This window comes from Paenibacillus sp. FSL R7-0297 (assembly GCF_038009025.1).
In the GTDB taxonomy this organism is placed as follows: domain Bacteria; phylum Bacillota; class Bacilli; order Paenibacillales; family Paenibacillaceae; genus Paenibacillus_AQ.
In genome coordinates, this window is sequence record NZ_JBBPAQ010000001.1 from 761,683 (window position 1) to 782,373 (window position 20,691).

Genomic DNA, 20,691 nt, shown 5'->3' on the forward strand with positions numbered 1-20,691 from the left:
TCCCCTTGATGGAACAATATATGCTAATCGGTTGATTCCGAGGTTAGCCTTTAATCGAGCCAAGCGTCAAGCCTTTGATGAAATACCGCTGGAAGAACGGATACGCGAGCACAATCGGACCAATGCCAATCAGCGCCATCGCCATGCGGATCGTTTCCCCCGGTAATTTGGCCAGCTCGGTGGCCGAGCCCTGAATGAGTGCGCCGTTGCGGCTCAGGTAATCCGCCTGGGAGATCATTTTGTACATCAGATATTGCAGGGAATAGAGGTCTGTATCGGTGATGAAGATCATGCTGTTGAACCAGTCATTCCAGTAATGCAGTGTATTGAACAGCCCAATTGTGGCGAATACCGGCAGGGACAGCGGAAACACAATCTGGAAGAACGTCCGCAGCTCCCCGGCCCCGTCGATGGTGGAGGCTTCGATCAGCGCAGGCGGTACACTCATCTGGAAATATGTTTTCATGATCAGCACATTGAACGGCGACAGCAGCATCGGCACGATGAGCGCCCAGATGGAGTTCTTGAGATCCAGCACTTGCGTATAGACCATATACCAGGGCACCAGCCCGCCGCCGAACAGCATGGTGAAGAAGATCAGGAAGGCGAAAAAGCCGCGGTATCTGAAATCGGTCCGTGAGATCGGATAAGCATACAGTGAAGAGATGAACACACTGACCAGCGTTCCGGTGAGGGTGACGAAGAAGGATACGCCGTACGCTTTTAACACAACGCTGTAATCCTTGAAGATATACGCATAGGCTTCCAGGCTGAGCTTCTCCGGGATAAATTGATAGCCATTCAGCACAATGTAATCATAGTCGGTAATGGAAATCATGAAGACGAGCACAATCGGCAGCAGGCAGGTAATGGACAGGATGATAAAAATAACATGGAGAATGAGGTTGGTAAATCTGGATATTTCGTTATTAGCCACGGATTTCCACTCCTTTTTAGAATACCGCCTGGTCCTTGTCGACTTTGCGCACGATCCAGTTCGAGCCGAGGACCAGGAAGAAGCCGACCACCGATTGATACAATCCCGCTGCTGCGGACATGCCCAGGTTCCCCATATTAATCAGTGCGTTATAGACGTAGGTGTCGATGACCAGCGTTGTCGGGTACAGTGCTCCGGAATTCAGCGTGGTCTGGTAGAACAGCCCGAAGTCGGAGCGGAAGATCCCGCCGATGGCCAGAATCGTTGTGATGATAATGACCGGACGGATCAGCGGAATCGTGATATGCAGGATCTGCTTCCACTTGCTGGCGCCGTCGATCAGGGCCGCTTCATAGTATTCGTTGTCAATGCCGATGATGGCCGCCAAATAGATGACACAACCATAGCCCACCCCTTTCCAGAGGTTGATCAGCGGCAGAATGAACGGCCAATATTTCGGCTCGGAATACCAGTTCAGCTCATCCAGCCCGAACAGGGCGAAGATCCCTTTATTAATGAAACCGTATTCAACATTCAGAAAGGCGAACACCAGATAACTCACCACAACCATCGACAAGAAGTACGGGAAGAACATGATGCTCTGATAAAATTTGGCGGCCAGCTTATTCTTCAGCTCATTCAGGGCAATCGCGATGGACACGGCAATCACCAGGTTGAGAATAATAAACACAAAGTTGTAGAGCACCGTATTGCGGGTTATAATCCAGGCATCCGAGGTTGCGAACAGGAATCTGAAGTTATCCAGCCCCACCCACGGACTGCCGAGAATGCCGTCGACATAGTTAATATTCTTGAAGGCAATAATGATCCCGAACATCGGCAGATAATTATTGACCAGCAAAAAAAGCACACCCGGCAGCAGCATCAGCAGCAGAACTTTGTGCTTCAGCAGATGTCTCAGCATGGTGCCCCGCTTCGTGCTCCTGTGTACCGGCAGGCCGCTGCCTGCATCGGCTACGCTTCTCTTCTCCTCTGTAATCATTCCTTCCGCCTCCTGATTCCTTCAGCAGTCTCTCTCTTCCATGACTTAAGTGTAGCCGGAGAACGGCTGATGCTAAATAAGGCCATCTATAATAAAAGTTCAAAATCCTACGGAGTTTGGGATTGTGAGGTACCCGCCAGCACAAAAAGGACTCCCCCGAAGCCGCCACGGCCCGGGCAAGTCCCTAATCCTAAACGGGCTATTCTATTCCTGTCCCTTACTCAGCTGGCTCTCCAGACTCTCTGCCTTTAGGGGATGATGCGGATCAAAGTCAGGATAGATATACTCCTCGCGCTGAAAAGAGTACCCCGTATCCGCAATGTCGAGCATCTGATTCAGCCGCTCCGTTTCGCTGCGCAGCCCCTCGTCAAGCGGCCTCTCTCCCGAGAGAATCTGCAGATACAGCTGCATCCTCGGACGGTCCCCGGAATCACGCGGTTCCATGGATACCGTGCTCGGATCATATTGATCCATAATCTGCGGCGAGAGCGGATATATAGACTCAGCAGCAGTCGGAATAAATTCCTTGAAGTGCCCCAGCCCCGGCGCAAGACCCGGAACATCGAGAATACCATCCACCACCGGCAGGGCCAGCGCCTGCTGGAACAGAATGGTCAGGAATTCCCCGGACTGCAGGAATTTCCACACTTTAACCGCCGCCTCCCGGCTTGGCGCTGAATCATTCACTACCAGCGGAGAGTGCGGGATCATCATGAGCGCTCCGCCGTCCCGCTTGGAGGCGTCCGCCACGGGAGGCATTGCAACTCCCCAATCGTCCTTCGGCATATATTCCTGCAGCTTTACATAATCTTTGCTGGTGGCGTACATCATGCCGATATTGCCGTCCGCGAACTGCCGCAGGGCACTATCACGCTTAAGCAGTGCCTCACCCGGATACAGACTCCCCTCACGCTTCATGTCCAGCACCATTTGCAGCCAGAATCTGTATACACTCAGCTCATAACGCCCGGTCTGGTAATTATAAAGATAGTAACCGCTAGAGGTATTGGAGATTTCAAGACCGGTCTGCAGGCTATCCTGGCTGTCTCCTGCAGGAAGCGCGAAGCCATATTTATTCACGCCCTCTCCTGCCTGGCTGATCCGGGCGGCAGCCTCTTTCACCGCTTCGAAGGTAAGCGGCGGCGGCTCCGGGTCAAGTCCCGCATCGCGGAACAGCTGCTTGTTGTAGAGGAGACGCACGGTATCGACACTGGAGGGCATGAAGTAGATCCCCCCTCTGAACAAAGAACTGTGTGCATAATTCCTGGCCCATGCCGGGAATCTGCTTAAGTCAGCAGTGTTCAGCTCTGCGGACAGATTAGCCAAATACCCTTTGTTCACATAGGTAGCCAGCCAGGTATTATCCACACTGAACACATCCGGACCCTGTCCCGAGGTCATCAGCATATTTAAGGTGTCATCGTAGACATCTGCAGCGATATCCATAACGTTAATCTCGATATGATCGGGATTGGTTTTGTTATATTGACTGATGGCATTCTTCACTTCCAGGTTCTCCGTCCAGTCATACAGGGCAATCTTTATCCGGATGGGCTGCACCGGTGCTTCCGCAGGATCCGGGCGGAAGTCCACCAGCAGCGGACGGTCATAAGCAATGGCATACGCTGCAGTCCCGCATAATAGTAAGGCAAGGATATAGAACAGGAACCGTTTCATCTTGCACCTCCTGCGTTGACATCAAGACTCGTTGCGTTTTACAATGTATACCAGCTATTGATTGGTATTTTCCACCAATACCCGATAAATGGCAAGCCGCAAATATCGGGACGCCGGGGAGGGCTCCAATGAGGAAGCTGTATGATACGTTGTCGCGGACCCTCTTCTTGTATAATTTCAGCATCCGCAGCCGGCTGATTCTCTACTTCCTGTTCCTCGTCCTGCTTCCGACAACCATTATATCGGTGACGGTATATAACAAATCAGCCGATATTATCACCCGCAATGTTAATACATCCATTGAGAACAACTTCAATCTCGTTCAGGACAATCTGGCCCAGCGGTTCGAGGCCGCCAATAAATCCATGGTATCGCTCTATCTTAATTCAGAATTCGCTGACCTCATCTCCTCTAACCGGCCCACAGACAGCAGCGGAATCATTAATGAGCTGGCTGCCCTAAGCAAAATTCTCGAGAACTTCCCCGCGAACGGTACGTCTGGAAGCAGCTTTGTCCCTATGCTCTATATGCTGAACCGCCCGGAATATACCCAATATAACTTCTCCAGACGTGTATTCAATATCGATCTCATCTCTCTGAAGCCCTGGTATCTGGGCATTCCGGCCCAATCCGATTTCACTGTCGTCGGACTCAGCTCTCTGGATTCCAAGTACACCCTCAAATTCGCAAGGCGTCTGTTCGGCATCCGGCATGCCCAGCTGCCCTTTGTCGGACTTCTGACCATCGACATTCCTGTAGCTGAATTCGGCACACTGCTGGAGCATTACAAGCCTACGCCCGGCAGCAAGGTCTATATCGCAGACGGAACCGGCACGATCGCCATCAGTCCGGAGCCGGCCTTGATCGGGCAGAACATCAACACACAGGACTACTACAGCAAGATGAACGCTCCGGCTGCCGGTTCAGCGGGTCTGCATTCTTTTCACCAGATGATCGGCGGCGAGAATATGCTTGTCTCCTACCGGACCATCGACAACACCGGCTGGACCATTCTCTCGTTCTCTCCTGTCCGTGAGCTTAACGGAGAATTAGCCGCCTTCCGCCGGGTGATGTATATCGTGATCGGCATCTGTATGCTGGTCTCGCTCATGATGGCCCTGCTGCTGTCAGAGAATATCTCAGCGCCGATCCGTAAGTTCATCCAGTCGATGTCGCATGCCGAAAGTGGAAATTTCAACATTACCATCCGCTACAGGCGCAAGGATGAATTCGCCTACTTGTTCAACCGCTATAACAAGCTGCTCCAGCAGATTAAGGCGCTGATTGACAAGCTCTATGTGACCGAGCTGCGCAAGAAAGAAGCCGAGCTCCAATCCCTGCAGGCCCAGATCAACCCGCATTTTCTCTACAACACCCTGGATTCGATCAACTGGATCGCCATCAATCACGATATTCCAGAGATCAGCAATATGGTTACCTCCCTCTCGGATTTCTTCAGGTACAGCCTGAGCAAGGGACGGAATATCATCCCGCTCCGCGATGAGCTGCGGCAGGTGGAGAGCTATCTGGAGATTCAGCAGTTCCGTTTCCGGGATAGGCTGGAATATGAACTCGAGGAGACGGACCCCAAGCTGCTGGAGGAATGCCTGGTGGTCAAGCTCAGCCTGCAGCCGCTGGTTGAGAATGCCCTGATTCATGGCATTCAGCAGCGGCGGGGTCAAGGCAGAATCCGCATCAGAGTCGAGACTTCACAGGAGATTCTCAGCGTCTCGGTGTTTGACGACGGCGTGGGGGCAGACCCGGAGCGGCTGAACCTGCTGCTAACCCATCCGCAGCCGGGCAACCAGTCCTATGGTATCCGCAATGTGCATATGAGAATTCAGCAGTTTTTTGGAGAGTCTTACGGAATCCGCTATTACGCTAATACCGAGGATGGCTGCGGCCTGCTGGCGGTGATCCGGTTTCCGGTGGTGACTACATGGGATGAGGTGAGTGAAGATGTTAACGATGATCGTAGCGGATGATGAGCCGTTTATCCGCAGCAGCCTGATCCACGTATTCAAATGGCAGGAAGAATTCGGAATTGAGATTATAGGGGAGGCATCTGACGGACTGGAGGCCTATGAATTATGCCTGAAGCTTACGCCGGATATTCTGTTCACCGATATTATGATGCCGCTGATGGGCGGTCTGCAGGTGGCGGAGAAGCTGCGGGCAGCAGGCAGTCCTACCCGGATCATTATTATCAGCGGCGCCCAGGACTTCTCCTATGCCCGGGACGCGCTGAAGGTGAGTGCCGAGGGATATATTCTGAAGCCGGTGAAATTAACCGAGGTCCGTGAGGTCTTCCATCAGGTTGTCGCTAAGCTTAAGGGAGAACGTGAGCATCAGATGGATGTGGAGCAGCTGAGGAAGCAGCTGCAGGACAGCATGCCGGTGATCCGCGACAAGTTCCTGCAGAATCTGATTGCCGGCCTATACCGGAACGAGGATGAAATTTGGCAGAAAATCAATTATTTCGCCCTTCCCTTCAAGCGGGGGACAGCTTTGACTGCCTGTGTACTGCAGCTGGATGAATACCAGAGCGCAGTGGACAAATTCTCGGAGGAATACAAGCAGCTGCTTTACTTTTCCATTCAAAATATTATCAACGAGTGTCTGGTCAGCCACCCGTGCTCTATCAGCTTCGTCGCCAGCGAGAACGAGTTCATTATGCTTTTCTGCCCGGCAGACGTTCCCTCGCCCTCTTCCATCTCAGAAGTATGCGGGCAGATCATCAGTAATATCCGCAAGTATCTGCGGCTGGATGCCTCGGCCGGCATTGGCAGAGCTTATCCCCTGGCCGGCCAGCTGGAGGACTCATACAAGGATGCGCTGGCCGCGCTGGTGTACACATTCTATACCGGGCACGGCTCTGTCCTCTACATTAAGGATATCCAGCCGGAAACGGAGACACTGGAGAGCACTTACTTCTATAAATTCCAGGCCAAGCTCATGAATGAACTGAAGGCAGGCCATACGGGCACCGTCATGGAGCTGATGGAGCAGCTGTTCACCAGACTGGCCGGGCCCAAGCTGCAGATTGAGTATGTGCAGAGTATCTGTGCCGAGATGATCTTCACCTCCGCCAGGGCCCTGTATGAGATTGATAAGGATACCCGGCTGGTACTGAGTGACCGAATTACAATTATGGATAAGCTGTACCTTCATAAGAATATTACCGGCTTGAAGGCGTATATGCTGTCGCTTTTTCATGACTTAAGTGCATATGTAGCAGGCAAGAACACCTCCAAGAACAGCCGGATCATCACCAGAATCCATTCTATTATCCAGGAAGGCTACGCCTCTGAGCTCTCCATTTCCAGAATTGCCGAGGAGGTATTCCTGACGCCTAACTATATCAGTCTGATCTTCAAGAAGGAGACCGGCGAGACGATTACCGACTATATTACCCGGATCCGTATAGGTAAAGCGAAGGAGCTGCTGACAAGCACAGACCTGAAAGTAATGGAGATTTCCGAACTCGTGGGCTATGAGAATCCCCATTACTTCAGTACGGTTTTCAAAAAAACCGTTGGCCTGCACCCGCTTAAATACCGCTCTGAACAAAATCAGTGATGCTGATCTCTATCTGATGATATAGGATCTGACGCCTATTCTGGAGTAGATGGCCGTGTTGGCTTTGCGATTCCCGGATACCGGCAGGTTAGAGCGCGTTGTTAATGTAGCTATATAGGCAAAGTCAGGGTGAAGCCCCTCATCCGCCAGGTAGGCCGAAGTCCGGCTGCCCGGTACTCTTTCCTTGTTGAGCGAAGCGATCATCTCGGAGGCGCTCTTAATACCCAGCCCGTGCCCGTAGAAGCGGTCATTCGACAGCATAATCGCATTCTCTCCCTGCCACTCCGGCTTATCCGGATCATGATCGGGATTCTTGAAATAGACTACATCCCCCGGCTGTAATTCTGCTAGATTGAAGGTGGTGATCATCTTCAGATTGCTGTCATAGTTCCAGTCCCACAGGTACAGATCGGTGAAATAACGGTCGAAGGCATTCTCCCCGATCATACTGATGGTCGCTCTATATAGAATCATTACCATCGCCATTGCGCATTCAAAAGCATACAGCTGTCCATTTACAAAAATATCATTGATTGCTGCAGAAGGACTAACCCCTGCCTTCAATTCAAAACCGCCGCCCGCCGTACGATTCCAATATCTTGGATTGCAGCGGGAGTTCTTGAATGTCGAGAAGTCCGTCCCCCCGGCGTTCATTGATCTGGCTGCCGCGATAATCTCCCCACGCATTTTAATCTCGAATGCCGGATTCGCAGGAGCCGTGTATCCATACCCCATCCTGCTTCCCCCCTTCATCTTCTTGTCATGAAATATAGGTTATTGTACGTGTCGGGCCGCATATTGGTGCGTGGGAGTTTGCGCTCAGCACAAAAAGGTTACGGTAGGCTTCAAAGTAATTTCAAAAGCACGACCCCAAATATAAGCGGGATCATGGTAATGAAGTGTTGCACTGGCATATTCCGCAAATAACCAGGCTGCTCCGTTAATCTGACGGATACTGCAGGCCGGTTCAGGACTGCCGATAAGGAATGCATTCGTCCCGGCAAGGGTGGCTGTATGTGTCTGCATCCGCTCTCTCAGCAGGGCTTGTAAATGTGAGTAATCTTTCGCACTATTAAACAAACGCATATTTTGATCTGCAATCGCAGCAACATTATCATATAACGAATGGGCTCTTGAATATTCCCGGATTTCACCTATAGCCAGTCTTTTGTAATAGTAATCTTTCAAGAAGCGTTTGAATAAAAGCGACCCGTGAGCGTTAACAGCAGAGCTGAGCGCCGCCGCATCTGTCTCCGTAACCAAAAATGCATACCGGGCCTGGCCCATGCCCAGCGCTATCCCGATTTTGTTACCCGGCGTATTCCAGCCGCTATATCCTAATATACTTCCGGTATGCCGGCTGCCCAGCAGGCTTTCAGTTACAGTTACATCCGCTGCACCGCTGCCGACTAAATCAATCACTACAGACAGAACACCATTGGCGTGGTTAGCTGCAAGGCGGTTGACCGCAGCCGGCGTCTGATCCGCAGCGGTAACTGCGATAATCTCCAAGGCTGCTGAACCGCTCTCAGACTCAGACGCTGCACCCACAATGTCCACATGACGCAGAATGTTCTGATGTACGTCCATATATTCATACGGACTCGTAATGGTAGAGCCATGGGGTCCGAAGTATTGAACGGCACACTCCGTCTTCGCCCCGTTACGATAGAGCTGATTCGCCATACGTGCCAATAACGCCTGTCCCAGTCCGTCTGCATCCGGCAGAATGATTGCACGCTCCGGATTTTGACCATTCATGCCGCCGAGCCAGCGATTAATGCACTCTTCTACAAAGTGAATCTCGTTAATCTGCACTCCCTGAGTATTGGCATCATCCACACCTACCACGAGAAAATCAATAGCTCCCTCCTGCGCGAGCTTTTCCAGAATGTAATGGTTCGTTTTGAACTTATGCCGTCTCGTATTGTAATACTGTTCTTTATCGAAAGTGGCCGTGCTGCCATAGGAACCTGCTGGAGACAGGTTATATCCGCTGAGAATCTCGGCAAACTGCGTAAAGCTTCTTCGCGGCTGAAGCATGAAATTGCGTGATTCTGTATAGGCCGCCAAGTTCAGACCTTCTGCAAAAGACGTTGTAGCCAGCCTCATAATCGTATCCAGCACATACACCGGCTTGTCCGGATAAGTCTGCTTCACTAAACGGATCACTTCCAGCAGGTTCGTGATCTCAGGATCGTAGGCCGGATAAGCTCCCCCTGCGTCCGCCCGGAGACGGCGGCTTCCGATCAGGCCCCCGTAGGCAAGCATATCAGTAGAGATGATAAAGCCGTCTGCAGACGCTGCATGATGAAGAATAAATTTCCGGATACGGGCGGTGTCCCCATATACCGGTGAAGATGTCGTTAATAACGTTGTCCCCGATGAAGTCTTGTGCGAATCCAGACGATTTCTAAGATCGGTTACATGCGGGGTGATTACATGAATTCCTGCCGATTTCCCTTGAGTAATAACATCGTCCAGATTGACGGGTCTATCATCCAATGGTACGTACAGCACCTTCTTCATTTGTATCCAGCTCCCTCTGAGTTGCAGATAGGCCCGGGCAGAAGGGGAAGAGAAACAAATGGATCTCTTCCCACATCCATTTCGTTTTTCTTTGTTTAGAGCCTTCACTTATAAGGTAATTTAGTCAGATAAAATACAACCAAAAAATAAAAAAATATTAAATTTCCCATTATTGGCATCCATCTAAGGCTGGAATCTCCGCTTTTTGACAACATACAGGCTGGAACAAACCTTACTCAGGCTTCCGAGAACAAAATAATGATTGAGCAGCTCACAGAAGGCCTGCCTGCTTTTGAAAAATCAATCTTATATAACCTCTATCTGAAAGGGTACAGCGAAGCGGAGGTCGCCAAGCAATTCAATATGAGCCAACAGGCGGTGAGCAAATGGAAAAAGAAGATCATCCACGCCTCCTGGAACCAGCCATTCACCTGCGCGGTCTCCTCAGTCAGAATTTCGAGATAAATGGAGGTGCGGTAATCTGTTTCCTTCAGGCTCTTGCCTGTAATCTCGGCGATCCGGTTCAGCCGGTACTTTAATGTGTTGGTATGGATATGCAGAAAGGCGGCCGATTCCTTCAGATTGCCGTTCAGCGTTAGGTAGACGGCAATGGTCTTGAGGAAATCGCTCTTATACTCGCGGAGTTCGAATAACTTCAACAATTCCTGGAAATGAATTCATTCTTAGCACTATCAAATTTGTATGTGATATTGAGATTACATACATATGCGAAAGATTCGCCAACTGATCCTAAAAGGTTTAATTTAGCGGAAGAGGAATAGAGGCTTGGGCCGCGAATGCATTGGTCAAGACTTTTACCATTGAGCTGAGGGAGCGGGCTGATCATGCGCTGTTTGGTGGATATGAGGAATGCCGCATGAGTAAAGACGTTTCCAAGTTATAGTATAGGATATTTTTGTGCATATATGCTTGGGAACACTTAAAGCATTATCCAAAGCTTTTGGATAAATTCAGCAGACCATTGCCTTCAATGATATATTCTGCAGAACCTAGGTGAAAAGCTTGATAAACTAGATCGTTCTGTCAATGAACTTAATGAAACATTCAAGAAGATTAAGGATTAAGCATAGTCGTCATTCAATAAAGAGCCAGCCTGTTCCATGATGTTCGATATCGGACTTCAATGATCAGGCTGCTTTGTATTGCTTGAATCCCTACTCAGAATAGACTGCTGGAGTGATTAATGTTATGATTTTACATAATTAGGAATTTAAAGAGAGGGTTGAAGCTTGATGAACGCCAGATTATTCCGAAATATAGCGGTAATTACATTTTGTGTGGCCGTTCTCCTGTTCATCATCGATACGGTTTTTGTTTTTGATTATCCCTGGTTCAACGGAACTGGTATAATATCCACTTTTGTACTACCTCCTGTGGGGATATTGTCTGCTGTGCTAGCTTACCGGAAAACTGAATCAAGAATTGACGGTTTACTTATATTTGCCAACATATCTGCCCTGTTTATCTATTTCGCCTTTATGTTTATCGGTACTCTATTGCTCGGCCCCTGACTGTAAGCACAAAGAAGCAAGGATAGGATGATAATACATCCTGGTCCTTGCTTCTCTAGTTATATAGAGCTATTATGAGCAGGCACCGGCTACTTGAGCAGCGATGAAATAAGCTCTGACTGCGAAGACAGCCCAGCCGCTCATACCATTCATGCATTCGAGAACCTTAACATCACAGAAGCAACTGACAGAAAACAGGCGGAATGGATTGGTTTTTTTTATATTTTCTTAGATAATATGTTCTATAGTTCAATCTATATTTGTGAAAATGGGAAGCAGAGGCCATTACTCCTTGAACCCAGGGGCCTCCTGGAACCAGCCATTCACCTGCGCGGTCTCCTCGGTCAGAATATCGAGATAAATGGATGTACGGTAATCCGTTTCCTTCAGGCTCCTGCCTGTAATCTCGGCGATCCGGTTCAGCCGGTACATTAATGTGTTGGTATGGATATGCAGAAAGGCGGCCGATTCCTTCAGATTCCCGTTCAGCGTCAGGTAGACGGCTAGGGTCTTGAGGAAATCGCTCTTATGCTCGCGGTCATGCTCCTTCAGCGGGTAGAGCAGAGCGCTGCGCCGTGTCCGGCTGCGTTTCTGCTCCAGAATGGCCGGAAGGTAGGCCCAGAAGCCAATCTCTTCATAGAGCAGCAGCTCACGGGCGTGATAAGGCAGCAGCTTCTTGATCTCCAGAATCTGCAGCGCTTCGCGGTAAGCCGCCGCCGCAGAAGTATATTCGCGGTAGCCCGGACTGCAGCCGGCTGTAAGCCTGCAGCCTTCGCTTGTGCCCATATCGCGGAGCAGCTTCTGCACGAACGAGGACAGCCGCTCCGTCCCTTCCACCGGAAATACAAACGAGAACAGAATAATCAGCCGGTTCTGCTCAGCAGTCTGGAACAGCAGCCGCTGTCCGGCATAGGCATCCATAATCCGGCGGAAATTCTGCAGGAAATGCTCATCCACCGGCTTGTCGCTCTCCAGTACCCCGATATAATAGCTCTCCGGCAGCAGAATGGAACCAGCCTCCGCCTCCTGGCGGATGCGCAGCTCACTCTCATAATGCGAGGTCAGCAGCTTCCAGAAGAAATCCTCGAACGTCTTCTCCTGCTTCATCTTCCAGCCCCGCTGCTTCAGCAGATAACGCCCGGCAATGCCTGCGGCTTTTTCGACAATTCGTTCGGCATGGCCTTCGGTGAGATTCCCGCGGTCGACCACCCAGATGTAGCCGAGAATCTCCTGCTGGTGTTTGATGCACATGGCTAAGCGGGGGCCCAGACCCACCTCCATGACTGCGGGAATGCGGATGGGATGGCTGGTATTCTCCAGATCATGCATGACCCCTTTCTTGCGGAGGCCTATAATCACCGTATTCGGAACTCTTTTGCCGATAATGGTCGAGATACGCGCCGGGTCGCTCTCAAACTGATGGGAGCTGTACCCGATCACATGATGGTTGCTGTCCTCAATCGTCACCTGCGACTGAAGCGATTCGCTGATGGTATCCGCCAGGGATTCCATGCTGTCAAAAAAACGGTCAAATGTTTGCTCTGATTCTGTCAATGTGCCCACCCCAACCTGAAGAATAACAGAAGCTTTAATCAATTTCGCTGTAGAAGTGATTACATTATATTACACCGCTTGGCAGTTGCCTATAGGAATATCCAAGAAATGCGGAGGAAACCTAACATGAACATTCAGCCTGCATAAAAATAGCCCGGCGATTGCCCGCCGGACTGTAAGGTGGTACCCCTCTACTCTTGTGTAAGTCTGTAAGCTCTATATGCTAGATCAGAGTGAACTCTTGTTCTACTGCTTTCTCTACCGTGAAGTACTCTTCCCCAAGAGCTTCTGCCACGGCTTGGCAGGTGATCTTTCCATTGGCTACGTTAACACCGCTCTTCAGGCCGGCATTGTCTTCGATCGCCTGGAACACGCCTTTATTTGCAATTTGCAGCGCATATGGAACCGTAACGTTGGTTAAAGCAATGGTCGAGGTTTTGGCCACGGCACCCGGCATATTCGCTACCGAGTAGTGCAGTACGCCATGTTTCTCGAATACAGGATGATCATGTGTAGTTACACGGTCAATCGTTTCTACGATACCGCCCTGGTCAATGGCCACGTCTACAATGACGGAGCCCGGCTTCATGGCTTTGACCATTTCCTCAGTAACCAGCTTAGGAGCTTTAGCGCCCGGAATCAGCACTGCGCCTACCAGCAGGTCTGCTTCAGCTACCGCTTTGGCAATATTATACGGATTCGAAATCAGGGTGCTGATCTGTGAACCGAAGATATCATCCAGCTGGCGGAGTCTGTCCGCGCTCAGGTCGACAATAGTAACCTCTGCGCCAAGGCCGATCGCCATCTTAGCTGCGTTAGTACCTACTACACCACCGCCGATAATACTAACCTTGCCGCGGCTTACACCGGGAACACCGGAGAGCAGAATGCCTTGTCCGCCGTAATTCTTCTGCAGGAACTGTGCACCGAGCTGTACAGACATGCGTCCGGCGACTTCGCTCATGGGTGTGAGCAGCGGCAGTGTACGTCCATCTACTACTGTTTCATAGCCGATGGCGAATACGCCTTTGTCTTTGAGGGCAGTTGCCAGGGCTGGTTCTGGAGCAAGGTGGAGATAGGTGAAAAGAATAAGGGCCGGACGGAAGTAACCATATTCACTTTCGAGCGGCTCTTTAACTTTCATTACCATTTCAGCAGCCGCCCAGACAGCTGCGGCTTCTGCGATCAGTTCTGCTCCGGCTGCGGCATATTCCTCATTCAGGAATCCGCTGCCTGCACCGGCTCCGGCTTCAACCAGTACTTTATGTCCATCGGCTACCAGACTTACCACTCCAGCAGGGGTAATCGCTACACGGTTTTCATTATTCTTAATTTCTTTAGGTACACCAATAATCATTGTTATTCGCTCCCGTCTTGTGTGGATCTCTTATGTAAAGAATCATAACATACGAGTTCCTGCCGCATTTTGGGTAAAAAGAAAAACTATATCTGCCATGATTGTGTTTTTACACAATGGGATGATATAACCGTGAGATAGAACGTTTCCTTGCACAGGAGCAGAATCCGGCCGGTGAAATGTAAAGTTATGTTCCATATTCTCAGGTTTTTTGTTACTTCTGAGGCATTTTGCGATCTGCTATTCTTGATTTGCAAGCCTATACAGTTATACAGGGAGGTTGTCGCTTTTGAAAAAAACACGCTGGATCGCCGGAATTACATCACTCGTTCTTATAATGGGCCTGGCTACAGGCTGCGGTAACAGCAGCAATTCATCTGCAGCCAATAATGAAAGCCCTGCCAAAGGCAATGGGGCAACATCTGCAAGCCCGGTAACCCTCAAAATGTGGGGCGGCGTTCCGCCGGAATCCGGCCCGCAGGAGGTCATTGATAACTGGAACAAGGAGCATCCCGAAATCCAGGTAGAATATGTACGCTATGTTAATGACGACGACGGGAACCTCAAGCTGGATACAGCCATGATTACCGGGCAGGATGTAGATTTATTCGTGAATTACACGATCTCCCATGCCTCCAAACGGGTAGAATCGGGCCTGGCGCTGGATCTAAGTACCTTTACCGATTACAATATCGACGAGAAAATGGGCGTTGACGCGGAGAGCTGGAAGATTGACGGCAAGTATTACGGCGTTCCCACTACCAAAAGCCCGTTCTTCATCGCGTTGAACAAAGAGGCTCTTGACGCGGCTAACCTGCCGGTTCCGAAGGAATGGACCTGGAATGAGCTGCGTGAATACGCGAAGAAGCTGAAGACCGGCGACCAGTACGGATTCATTCAGAATATGGAGCCGTTCGTGGACCCTATCGACTCCGTGCTCTCCCAGGAGGGCTACACTAAGGCGGACGGCACCTCCAATCTGGATCATCCGCTCGTCAAGCAGTGGCTGGAAACCCTGAACGGAATGATGAAGGACGATAAGACCACACCGCCGCTTGGCGAGCAATTGACGTCCAAAATGCCGGTCGAGCAGGTGTTCCTCAGCGGAGAGGTACCGATGCTCAATATCGGGGCGTGGCTGCTGCGCAGCTCGAATAACTTCACGGATTTCCCGCGTGATTTCACCATCGCCTTCGCGCCGGTACCCCGGCTCACCGAAGCTGCGGATGATTATGTGTCCCGCGGGGGATTAGGCGATTATATCTCCATTAATGCCAAGTCCAAGAAGCAGGAAGCGGCTTGGGAATTCCTGAAATGGTATTCCGATGGCGGCATGTCGCCGATGGCAGCAGGCGGAAGACTGCCGGCTTCGAAGGATGCCAATCAGGATGATGCGTTGAAAAGTCTCATTGGCGACAAAAGCGATTCCTACGATCTGGATTCCCTGATGTATGTCATGTTCGACAATCAGACGCCGACCTATGTACGCAGCCTGCCTCAGGAGGTTATGGATCTGCGCTCACAGGAATACGAGAAATACTTCCTTGATTCACAGTCGCTGGATCAGACGGTGCAGGCGATGGTAACCCGGCATAACGAGTATCTGAAGCAGAATAAGTAAAATTAGAAAAAGAAATAGAAGTTAAAATTGAGAAAGCACATGTATAACCAGGGGGGATTGCCATAGGATCAATGGCGCCTCCTTTTCTTTTTGTCAAGCAACAGCAATAGAACAAAACTACGCATTTGCAGCCTTCAACCAGCGCCCGCTGGAACAAAACCATGCAATTTAAGGTATTGGCTGTGCTGCTTTTTTATTATGCTATAATCTAAACCATAGAGACCCTTATCCTCCCGGACCGGGCAGGTGCAATTGTGTTTGGAGGTGCAGCCGTGTGTCAAAGCTCATGCGAATTCTGATTCCCCAGAAATTGAAATACCGCTTGTTTACCGCCTTTGTATGCCTGATTCTGCTGCCCTTCGGCGCATTGAATATGTATAACTACCAGCGCATTGAGACACTGGTCCAGAAGAAAATCAGCCAGCAAAGCCATTACCAGCTGGAGCAGATGTACCGCACGCTGGAGGATCAGATCAGCATCGCCTTCAAGACGCTGCTGTTCCTGAAGCAGGATGACACCGTCAAGTCCGTGCTGCTCCATCCCGGACAGCGTAATGAGCTGGAGAATAAACGGCTGATGGAGAATATTTTCAAGAACCTGAACAACAGCTTCTTCCTGTACAATCCTTCGGTCTATTTCATGATTCTGGACTTAACTGAAAGCGCATACACCTCTTATCCGCCTAAGGATTCGCTGATCTACTCGGATCTAAAGGCCAATCCCGGGTTCGACCGGGGCCAGATGAATACCAGCTCTTATCACTGGGTACCCAATGATACTAACTACGTGCTGCGCGATGTCTCCACCAGTGCCTATCTTCTATCCTTGTACGCTTATCTGGAGGATGCCCGGAACAAACCTTACGGGATGGCCCGGATCAGCATTGACTATACGTACTGGCTGCGCTCCATTCATAAGCAGTCGGATCTGGAGCAGCAGTATTTCCTGATTACCCGCTCGGGAGAAGATATCTCACAGTCCGTTCCGGGCAGTCTTTTATCTGCGAAGGTTAAGGCGGGATTCGCCGGGCAGCCCGGACAGCAGTATTTTATCGACAAGGATTCGAATTCGCTGATTAATTATATTTATGTCGAATCGCTGGACTGGTATATCGTCAACCGGATTCCGCTGTCTGTGCTGTTCGTGGAGATCGAAGGGCTGAAGCAGCAGTACTTTATTACGTTCTTTGTCCTGACGAGCATCTTCCTGATGATGACCTTCGTGATCGCTACGACCATCACACGCCCGTTGTCCCATTTGCAGAACAAGATGAAGGCGGCCGTGCAGAAGAGTCTCAAGATCCGCCTGCCGGAGCATAAATTCAGCGGGGAGATCCTGGATCTGACCCGGACCTTCAATACCATGCTTGACGATACTCACCTGCTGATCCAGAAGCTGAAGGCCGAGGAGCGCCAGAAGGAGGCTGTCCATTTCCAGATGCTGCTGGCCCAGACGAATCCCCACTTCCTGCTGAACACGCTGAATACAATTAAATGGATTGCCATCCGTGAGCACAATGAGGATATTACGAACATGACCCTGTCGCTCGGCAAGCTGCTGGAGGCCAGTCTGAATACCGATAAGGATCTGATCCATCTGAAGGATGAGATAGAGCTTGTTGAAGCCTATGTTCATATCCAGCAGGTCCGCTACGCCCACAAATTCGAATTAACCTGCCGCTATGACGAGGATGTTCTATATGCGCTGGTTCCCAAGCTCAGCCTCCAGCCGCTGGTCGAGAACGCCATTATTCACGGGATCAGCAGACTGCCCGGCAACGGCCTGATTGAGCTGATCGTACACCGCGAAGAGAACCGGCTGAGTGTAGAGATCAGGGACAACGGCGTAGGCATGGAGCAGGCAGGTTTGAACAAAGCCCCGCGCAAGCGTCCGGGCATCGGGTTGAGTAATATTCAGGAGCGGCTGCGGCTGCTGTTCAGGGAAGAAGGGACGCTGGAGGTTCTCTCCACCGGGGAAGGTGTCACTGTCCGCTTCACTATACCGCTTCTATTGTCTGCACCTTACGGCAACGGACATCCGGCTTAAGCGCATTTATACGGGAGGGAATCACACATGTGGAAAGTTCTGCTGGTTGAGGATGAGGTTTTTGTACGGGAAAGCGTCCGTGAGATCATTGCCTGGGAAGAGCTTGGGTTCATCGTCAGCGGAGAAGCGGGCAATGGTGCAGAAGCGCTGGAGATGATCCGGCAGGATGCTCCCGATCTGGTGATTTCGGATATTGTCATGCCGGAGATGGATGGTGTCGAGCTGCTGCGCAGAACCCGTGAAGAAGGATTCGATTCCCGCTTCGTGATGCTTACCTGCATGAGCGATTTCGAGAATGTACGGCAGGCGATGGAATACGGGGCCTCCAATTATATCCTGAAGCTGTCCATGAGTGTGAATTCACTCCGTGACACACTGCGCAAGATCAATAATGAATTGGTGAAGAGCCAGGAGAACCGCAAGGTAAGTGCCGGCCCGTCCAATTCTGCTGTTCCCCTGCCGCCGTTGCCTCATGAGGAGCTTACCAGCCATCCCGAGATTCAGAAGATCCTCCAGTATCTGCACGCCCATTATGATGAGGATATTACCGTCAAGTCGATGTCCCAGTATGTCATGATGGCCGAGAATTATGTCAGCACCCTGTTCAAAAAGAAAACCGGCCAGACCCTGATCCATTATCTGCATCAGATCAGGGTGGACCAGGCCATCCAGCTCCTGATCCACTCCGATCTGCCGGTATACGAGATTGGCAACCGGGTCGGCTTCGTTAACGATAACTATTTCATCAAAATTTTCAAACGCCTCACTGCGCAGACGCCGAGCCAGTACCGGCATACTCAGCGGCATAATACAGAATCCGTAAGCATATAGCTTGGCTCCAATAAATGCTTAGCTCTCCTATACAGCGGCCTTCCTTCCGGGAATGCCGCTGCTTGCTGTGGACAGGAATAGAACAAAACTAAGATAGCACCGCCCGCCGCCGCTCAGCAAATGTATATTTCTGTAGCATGAAGTCGTTGGTTTTGTTCCTTAACCCCCCTGAGGCCGCTTGTTATGCTTGTAGTGTGATCAAAGTAATCAAAAGACCTAAAAGGAGTGGGGCTATGTGAAGGCATCCTGGATGAAGCGGCAGCAGTACCTGGGCTATCTGTTTATCGGGCCAAATATGATTGGCGTGATTTTATTTTTCATCATACCTGCCGTCTATTCTTTCTATCTCATGTTTACAGACTATAAGTTTATGAGTCCCCATACCAAATTCATCGGGCTGGCCAACATTCAGCGGATGCTGGGGGATGAGGTATTCTATATCGCCATCAAGAACACACTGCTGTTCCTGGTCTCCGTCCCGGTATCAATCGGCCTCGCGTTCATCGTTGCCGTTGTGCTGAACCGATCCGTGTATTTGAAAAAGCTGCTCCGCGCCCTGTACTTCATGCCTTATATTACAAGCGGCGTCGCTGTAGCCTTTGTCTGGATGCTGCTGTTTCATCCGAACAACGGGCCGATTAACGGTATTCTCCGCTCGGTCGGCATCGCGAATCCACCCGGCTGGCTGTCCACCATGGAAACCTCCATGTATGCGATTGACATCATCTGGATCTGGTTCATGCTCGGCTATAACATGATTATCTATCTGGCCGCCCTGCAGGAGGTGTCCGGCGAGCTGCTGGAAGCCGCCAAAATCGACGGCGCCCGCACCTGGCAGACCGTCCGCAGTATCCTGTGGCCGCTGGTTAGTCCGACCACCTTCCTGCTGCTGATTACCGGACTGATTATGTCGATCAAGCAGTTCGGGATCATTCAGGCGATCACGCAGGGCGGACCGGGGAACAGCACCACCGTGTTATCTTTGTTCATCTATCAGAATGCCTTCCGCTATTACGAAATGGGCTATGCTTCAGCGGTCTCCTGGGCCCTGTTCCTGATCATTCTGATTGTCACCGTGATTCAATGGCTGGGCCAGAAACGCTGGGTTCACTACTAAGGAGCTGAGAACATGAATAAAGCCGTAGTTACCAAAAGCATTGCCACCCTCATCATGCTGTTCTTCAGCATCGTCATGATTGTACCCTTCATCTGGATGATCAGCACTTCATTTAAGACACCAGCAGAGGTCTTTCAATATCCGGTCCAGTGGATTCCAAGCCATTTCAACTGGAACCATCATGTTAAGGTCTGGACCGGTCAGGGCAGCTTCGTGCCTTACTATCTGAATTCCCTTAAGGTGGCTATTCTGAGCACTATAGGTGCCGTTTCCTTATCCGCCTTAGCTGCTTATGGGTTTGCCAGAATTGAGTTCAAAGGGCGGAACACCATGTTCATGGTCTATCTGTCCATGATGATGGTTCCCCCGCAGGTGCTGTTCGTGCCCAAATTCATCATGTTCGACTGGGCCGGCATCTACAACACCCATTGGGCGCTGATCCTGCCGGGAATGTTCACCATCTTCGGCGTGTTCATGATACGGCAGTTCTTCCTCTCAGTGCCTCATGAAATTTCGGAGGCCGCCTTCATCGACGGCGCAGGGCATTTCCGTATCTTCTCGCGCATTATCCTGCCGATGGCTAAGCCGTCGCTGGCCACGCTGGCCATCATCGACTTCTCCTGGCACTGGAATGATTATGAGAATGCGCTCGTCTTCCTGATTGACCATGATCTGTTCACCGTTCCGCTCGGGCTGCAGAATTTCATCCTGGAGAACAATGTCGACTACAACGGCATGATGGCCGCTGCAACAGCCGGAATCATTCCCATGATCCTCGTCTTCCTGCTCGGCCAGAAATACATTATTGAAGGTGTGGCCAGCTCAGCGGTCAAGGGCTGACTCCGCCTATAAATAAAGGAGCTATGCCACAGATAATACGGTGGCATAGCTCCTTTTAAGTTGTTCT

At 50.7% G+C, this 20,691-nt stretch carries 15 protein-coding genes and 1 pseudogene; 8 read left to right on the forward strand and 8 right to left on the reverse strand.

From position 1 onward, the window contains the following. Window positions 1–43: 43 nt before the first annotated feature. The 3 genes from MKZ24_RS03205 to MKZ24_RS03215 all read right to left on the reverse strand — a co-directional run bounded on the left by MKZ24_RS03205 (window position 44) and on the right by MKZ24_RS03215 (window position 3,617). Window positions 44–937, reverse strand: coding sequence for a carbohydrate ABC transporter permease (locus tag MKZ24_RS03205; RefSeq protein ID WP_340781295.1), 894 nt, complete (start codon window positions 935–937; stop codon window positions 44–46). Between the two features lie 16 nt (window positions 938–953). Then, the gene (locus MKZ24_RS03210; protein ID WP_042231770.1) at window positions 954–1,940 is read right to left on the reverse strand and encodes an ABC transporter permease; all 987 of its coding nucleotides are present in this window, start codon (window positions 1,938–1,940) and stop codon (window positions 954–956) included. A 204-nt stretch (window positions 1,941–2,144) separates the two neighbouring features. Continuing rightward, on the reverse strand, window positions 2,145–3,617 hold the full coding sequence (locus tag MKZ24_RS03215) for an ABC transporter substrate-binding protein (protein ID WP_042231768.1): 1,473 nt from the start codon (window positions 3,615–3,617) through the stop codon (window positions 2,145–2,147). A gap of 128 nt (window positions 3,618–3,745) precedes the next feature. On the opposite strand from MKZ24_RS03215, the gene MKZ24_RS03220 reads away from it, so the two are divergent. Beyond that, window positions 3,746–5,602 (forward strand): cache domain-containing sensor histidine kinase, encoded by a 1,857-nt coding sequence (locus MKZ24_RS03220; RefSeq protein WP_042231765.1) that lies wholly within the window; start codon window positions 3,746–3,748, stop codon window positions 5,600–5,602. Next, a complete protein-coding gene (locus tag MKZ24_RS03225) occupies window positions 5,577–7,196 on the forward strand; it encodes a response regulator (protein ID WP_340781296.1) in 1,620 nt (539 codons plus the stop codon). Before MKZ24_RS03220 ends, MKZ24_RS03225 begins: the two co-directional genes overlap by 26 nt. Window positions 7,197–7,205: 9 nt before the next feature. Here MKZ24_RS03225 and MKZ24_RS03230 read toward each other — a convergent pair whose 3' ends face one another. Both MKZ24_RS03230 and MKZ24_RS03235 read right to left on the reverse strand, forming a co-directional pair. After that, on the reverse strand, window positions 7,206–7,931 hold the full coding sequence (locus MKZ24_RS03230) for a hypothetical protein (RefSeq protein ID WP_052415896.1): 726 nt from the start codon (window positions 7,929–7,931) through the stop codon (window positions 7,206–7,208). 84 nt (window positions 7,932–8,015) lie between these two features. Then, window positions 8,016–9,725 carry a DUF4127 family protein gene (locus MKZ24_RS03235; protein WP_340781297.1) on the reverse strand — a complete coding sequence of 570 codons (1,710 nt, stop codon included), beginning with the start codon at window positions 9,723–9,725 and terminating at the stop codon, window positions 8,016–8,018. A 258-nt stretch (window positions 9,726–9,983) separates the two neighbouring features. On the opposite strand from MKZ24_RS03235, the gene MKZ24_RS03240 reads away from it, so the two are divergent. Continuing rightward, on the forward strand, window positions 9,984–10,190 hold the full coding sequence (locus tag MKZ24_RS03240; protein WP_081956337.1) for a terminase gpP N-terminus-related DNA-binding protein: 207 nt from the start codon (window positions 9,984–9,986) through the stop codon (window positions 10,188–10,190). On the opposite strand, the pseudogene MKZ24_RS03245 reads toward MKZ24_RS03240, so the two are convergent. From MKZ24_RS03245 to ald, 3 genes and pseudogenes are all read right to left on the reverse strand, one after another. Continuing rightward, window positions 10,190–10,387: pseudogene (locus tag MKZ24_RS03245) on the reverse strand (helix-turn-helix domain-containing protein); the annotation flags it as partial. The gene MKZ24_RS03240 and the pseudogene MKZ24_RS03245 overlap by 1 nt on opposite strands. 1,155 nt (window positions 10,388–11,542) lie before the next feature. Further along, window positions 11,543–12,811 carry a PucR family transcriptional regulator gene (locus MKZ24_RS03250; protein WP_052415894.1) on the reverse strand — a complete coding sequence of 423 codons (1,269 nt, stop codon included), beginning with the start codon at window positions 12,809–12,811 and terminating at the stop codon, window positions 11,543–11,545. A gap of 223 nt (window positions 12,812–13,034) precedes the next feature. Continuing rightward, the gene (ald, locus tag MKZ24_RS03255) at window positions 13,035–14,168 is read right to left on the reverse strand and encodes an alanine dehydrogenase (RefSeq protein ID WP_042231749.1); all 1,134 of its coding nucleotides are present in this window, start codon (window positions 14,166–14,168) and stop codon (window positions 13,035–13,037) included. A 289-nt stretch (window positions 14,169–14,457) separates the two neighbouring features. Between ald and MKZ24_RS03260 the strand changes: the two genes are divergently transcribed. From MKZ24_RS03260 to MKZ24_RS03280, 5 genes are all read left to right on the forward strand, one after another. Continuing rightward, window positions 14,458–15,789: an ABC transporter substrate-binding protein gene (locus MKZ24_RS03260; protein WP_231637756.1), complete on the forward strand. Its 1,332-nt coding sequence runs from the start codon at window positions 14,458–14,460 to the stop codon at window positions 15,787–15,789. Between the two features lie 274 nt (window positions 15,790–16,063). Beyond that, window positions 16,064–17,836: a sensor histidine kinase gene (locus tag MKZ24_RS03265; protein WP_156122900.1), complete on the forward strand. Its 1,773-nt coding sequence runs from the start codon at window positions 16,064–16,066 to the stop codon at window positions 17,834–17,836. A gap of 27 nt (window positions 17,837–17,863) precedes the next feature. Then, entirely contained in the window at window positions 17,864–18,667 is an 804-nt protein-coding gene (locus tag MKZ24_RS03270; RefSeq protein ID WP_042231745.1) for a response regulator, read from the forward strand. A gap of 235 nt (window positions 18,668–18,902) precedes the next feature. Further along, window positions 18,903–19,784 carry a carbohydrate ABC transporter permease gene (locus MKZ24_RS03275; RefSeq protein ID WP_340781300.1) on the forward strand — a complete coding sequence of 294 codons (882 nt, stop codon included), beginning with the start codon at window positions 18,903–18,905 and terminating at the stop codon, window positions 19,782–19,784. A gap of 12 nt (window positions 19,785–19,796) precedes the next feature. Further along, on the forward strand, window positions 19,797–20,624 hold the full coding sequence (locus MKZ24_RS03280; RefSeq protein WP_340781301.1) for a carbohydrate ABC transporter permease: 828 nt from the start codon (window positions 19,797–19,799) through the stop codon (window positions 20,622–20,624). The last annotated feature ends 67 nt before the right edge of the window (window positions 20,625–20,691 follow it).

Coding starts and splice junctions, on each gene's coding strand:
- MKZ24_RS03210 (WP_042231770.1), bottom strand. CDS start 1,940: ATGATTACAGAGGAGAAGAGAAGCGTAGCCGATGCAGGCAGCGGCCTG.
- MKZ24_RS03215 (WP_042231768.1), bottom strand. CDS start 3,617: ATGAAACGGTTCCTGTTCTATATCCTTGCCTTACTATTATGCGGGACT.
- MKZ24_RS03220 (WP_042231765.1), top strand. CDS start 3,746: ATGAGGAAGCTGTATGATACGTTGTCGCGGACCCTCTTCTTGTATAAT.
- MKZ24_RS03225 (WP_340781296.1), top strand. CDS start 5,577: ATGTTAACGATGATCGTAGCGGATGATGAGCCGTTTATCCGCAGCAGC.
- MKZ24_RS03230 (WP_052415896.1), bottom strand. CDS start 7,931: ATGGGGTATGGATACACGGCTCCTGCGAATCCGGCATTCGAGATTAAA.
- MKZ24_RS03235 (WP_340781297.1), bottom strand. CDS start 9,725: ATGAAGAAGGTGCTGTACGTACCATTGGATGATAGACCCGTCAATCTG.
- MKZ24_RS03240 (WP_081956337.1), top strand. CDS start 9,984: ATGATTGAGCAGCTCACAGAAGGCCTGCCTGCTTTTGAAAAATCAATC.
- ald (WP_042231749.1), bottom strand. CDS start 14,168: ATGATTATTGGTGTACCTAAAGAAATTAAGAATAATGAAAACCGTGTA.
- MKZ24_RS03270 (WP_042231745.1), top strand. CDS start 17,864: ATGTGGAAAGTTCTGCTGGTTGAGGATGAGGTTTTTGTACGGGAAAGC.
- MKZ24_RS03280 (WP_340781301.1), top strand. CDS start 19,797: ATGAATAAAGCCGTAGTTACCAAAAGCATTGCCACCCTCATCATGCTG.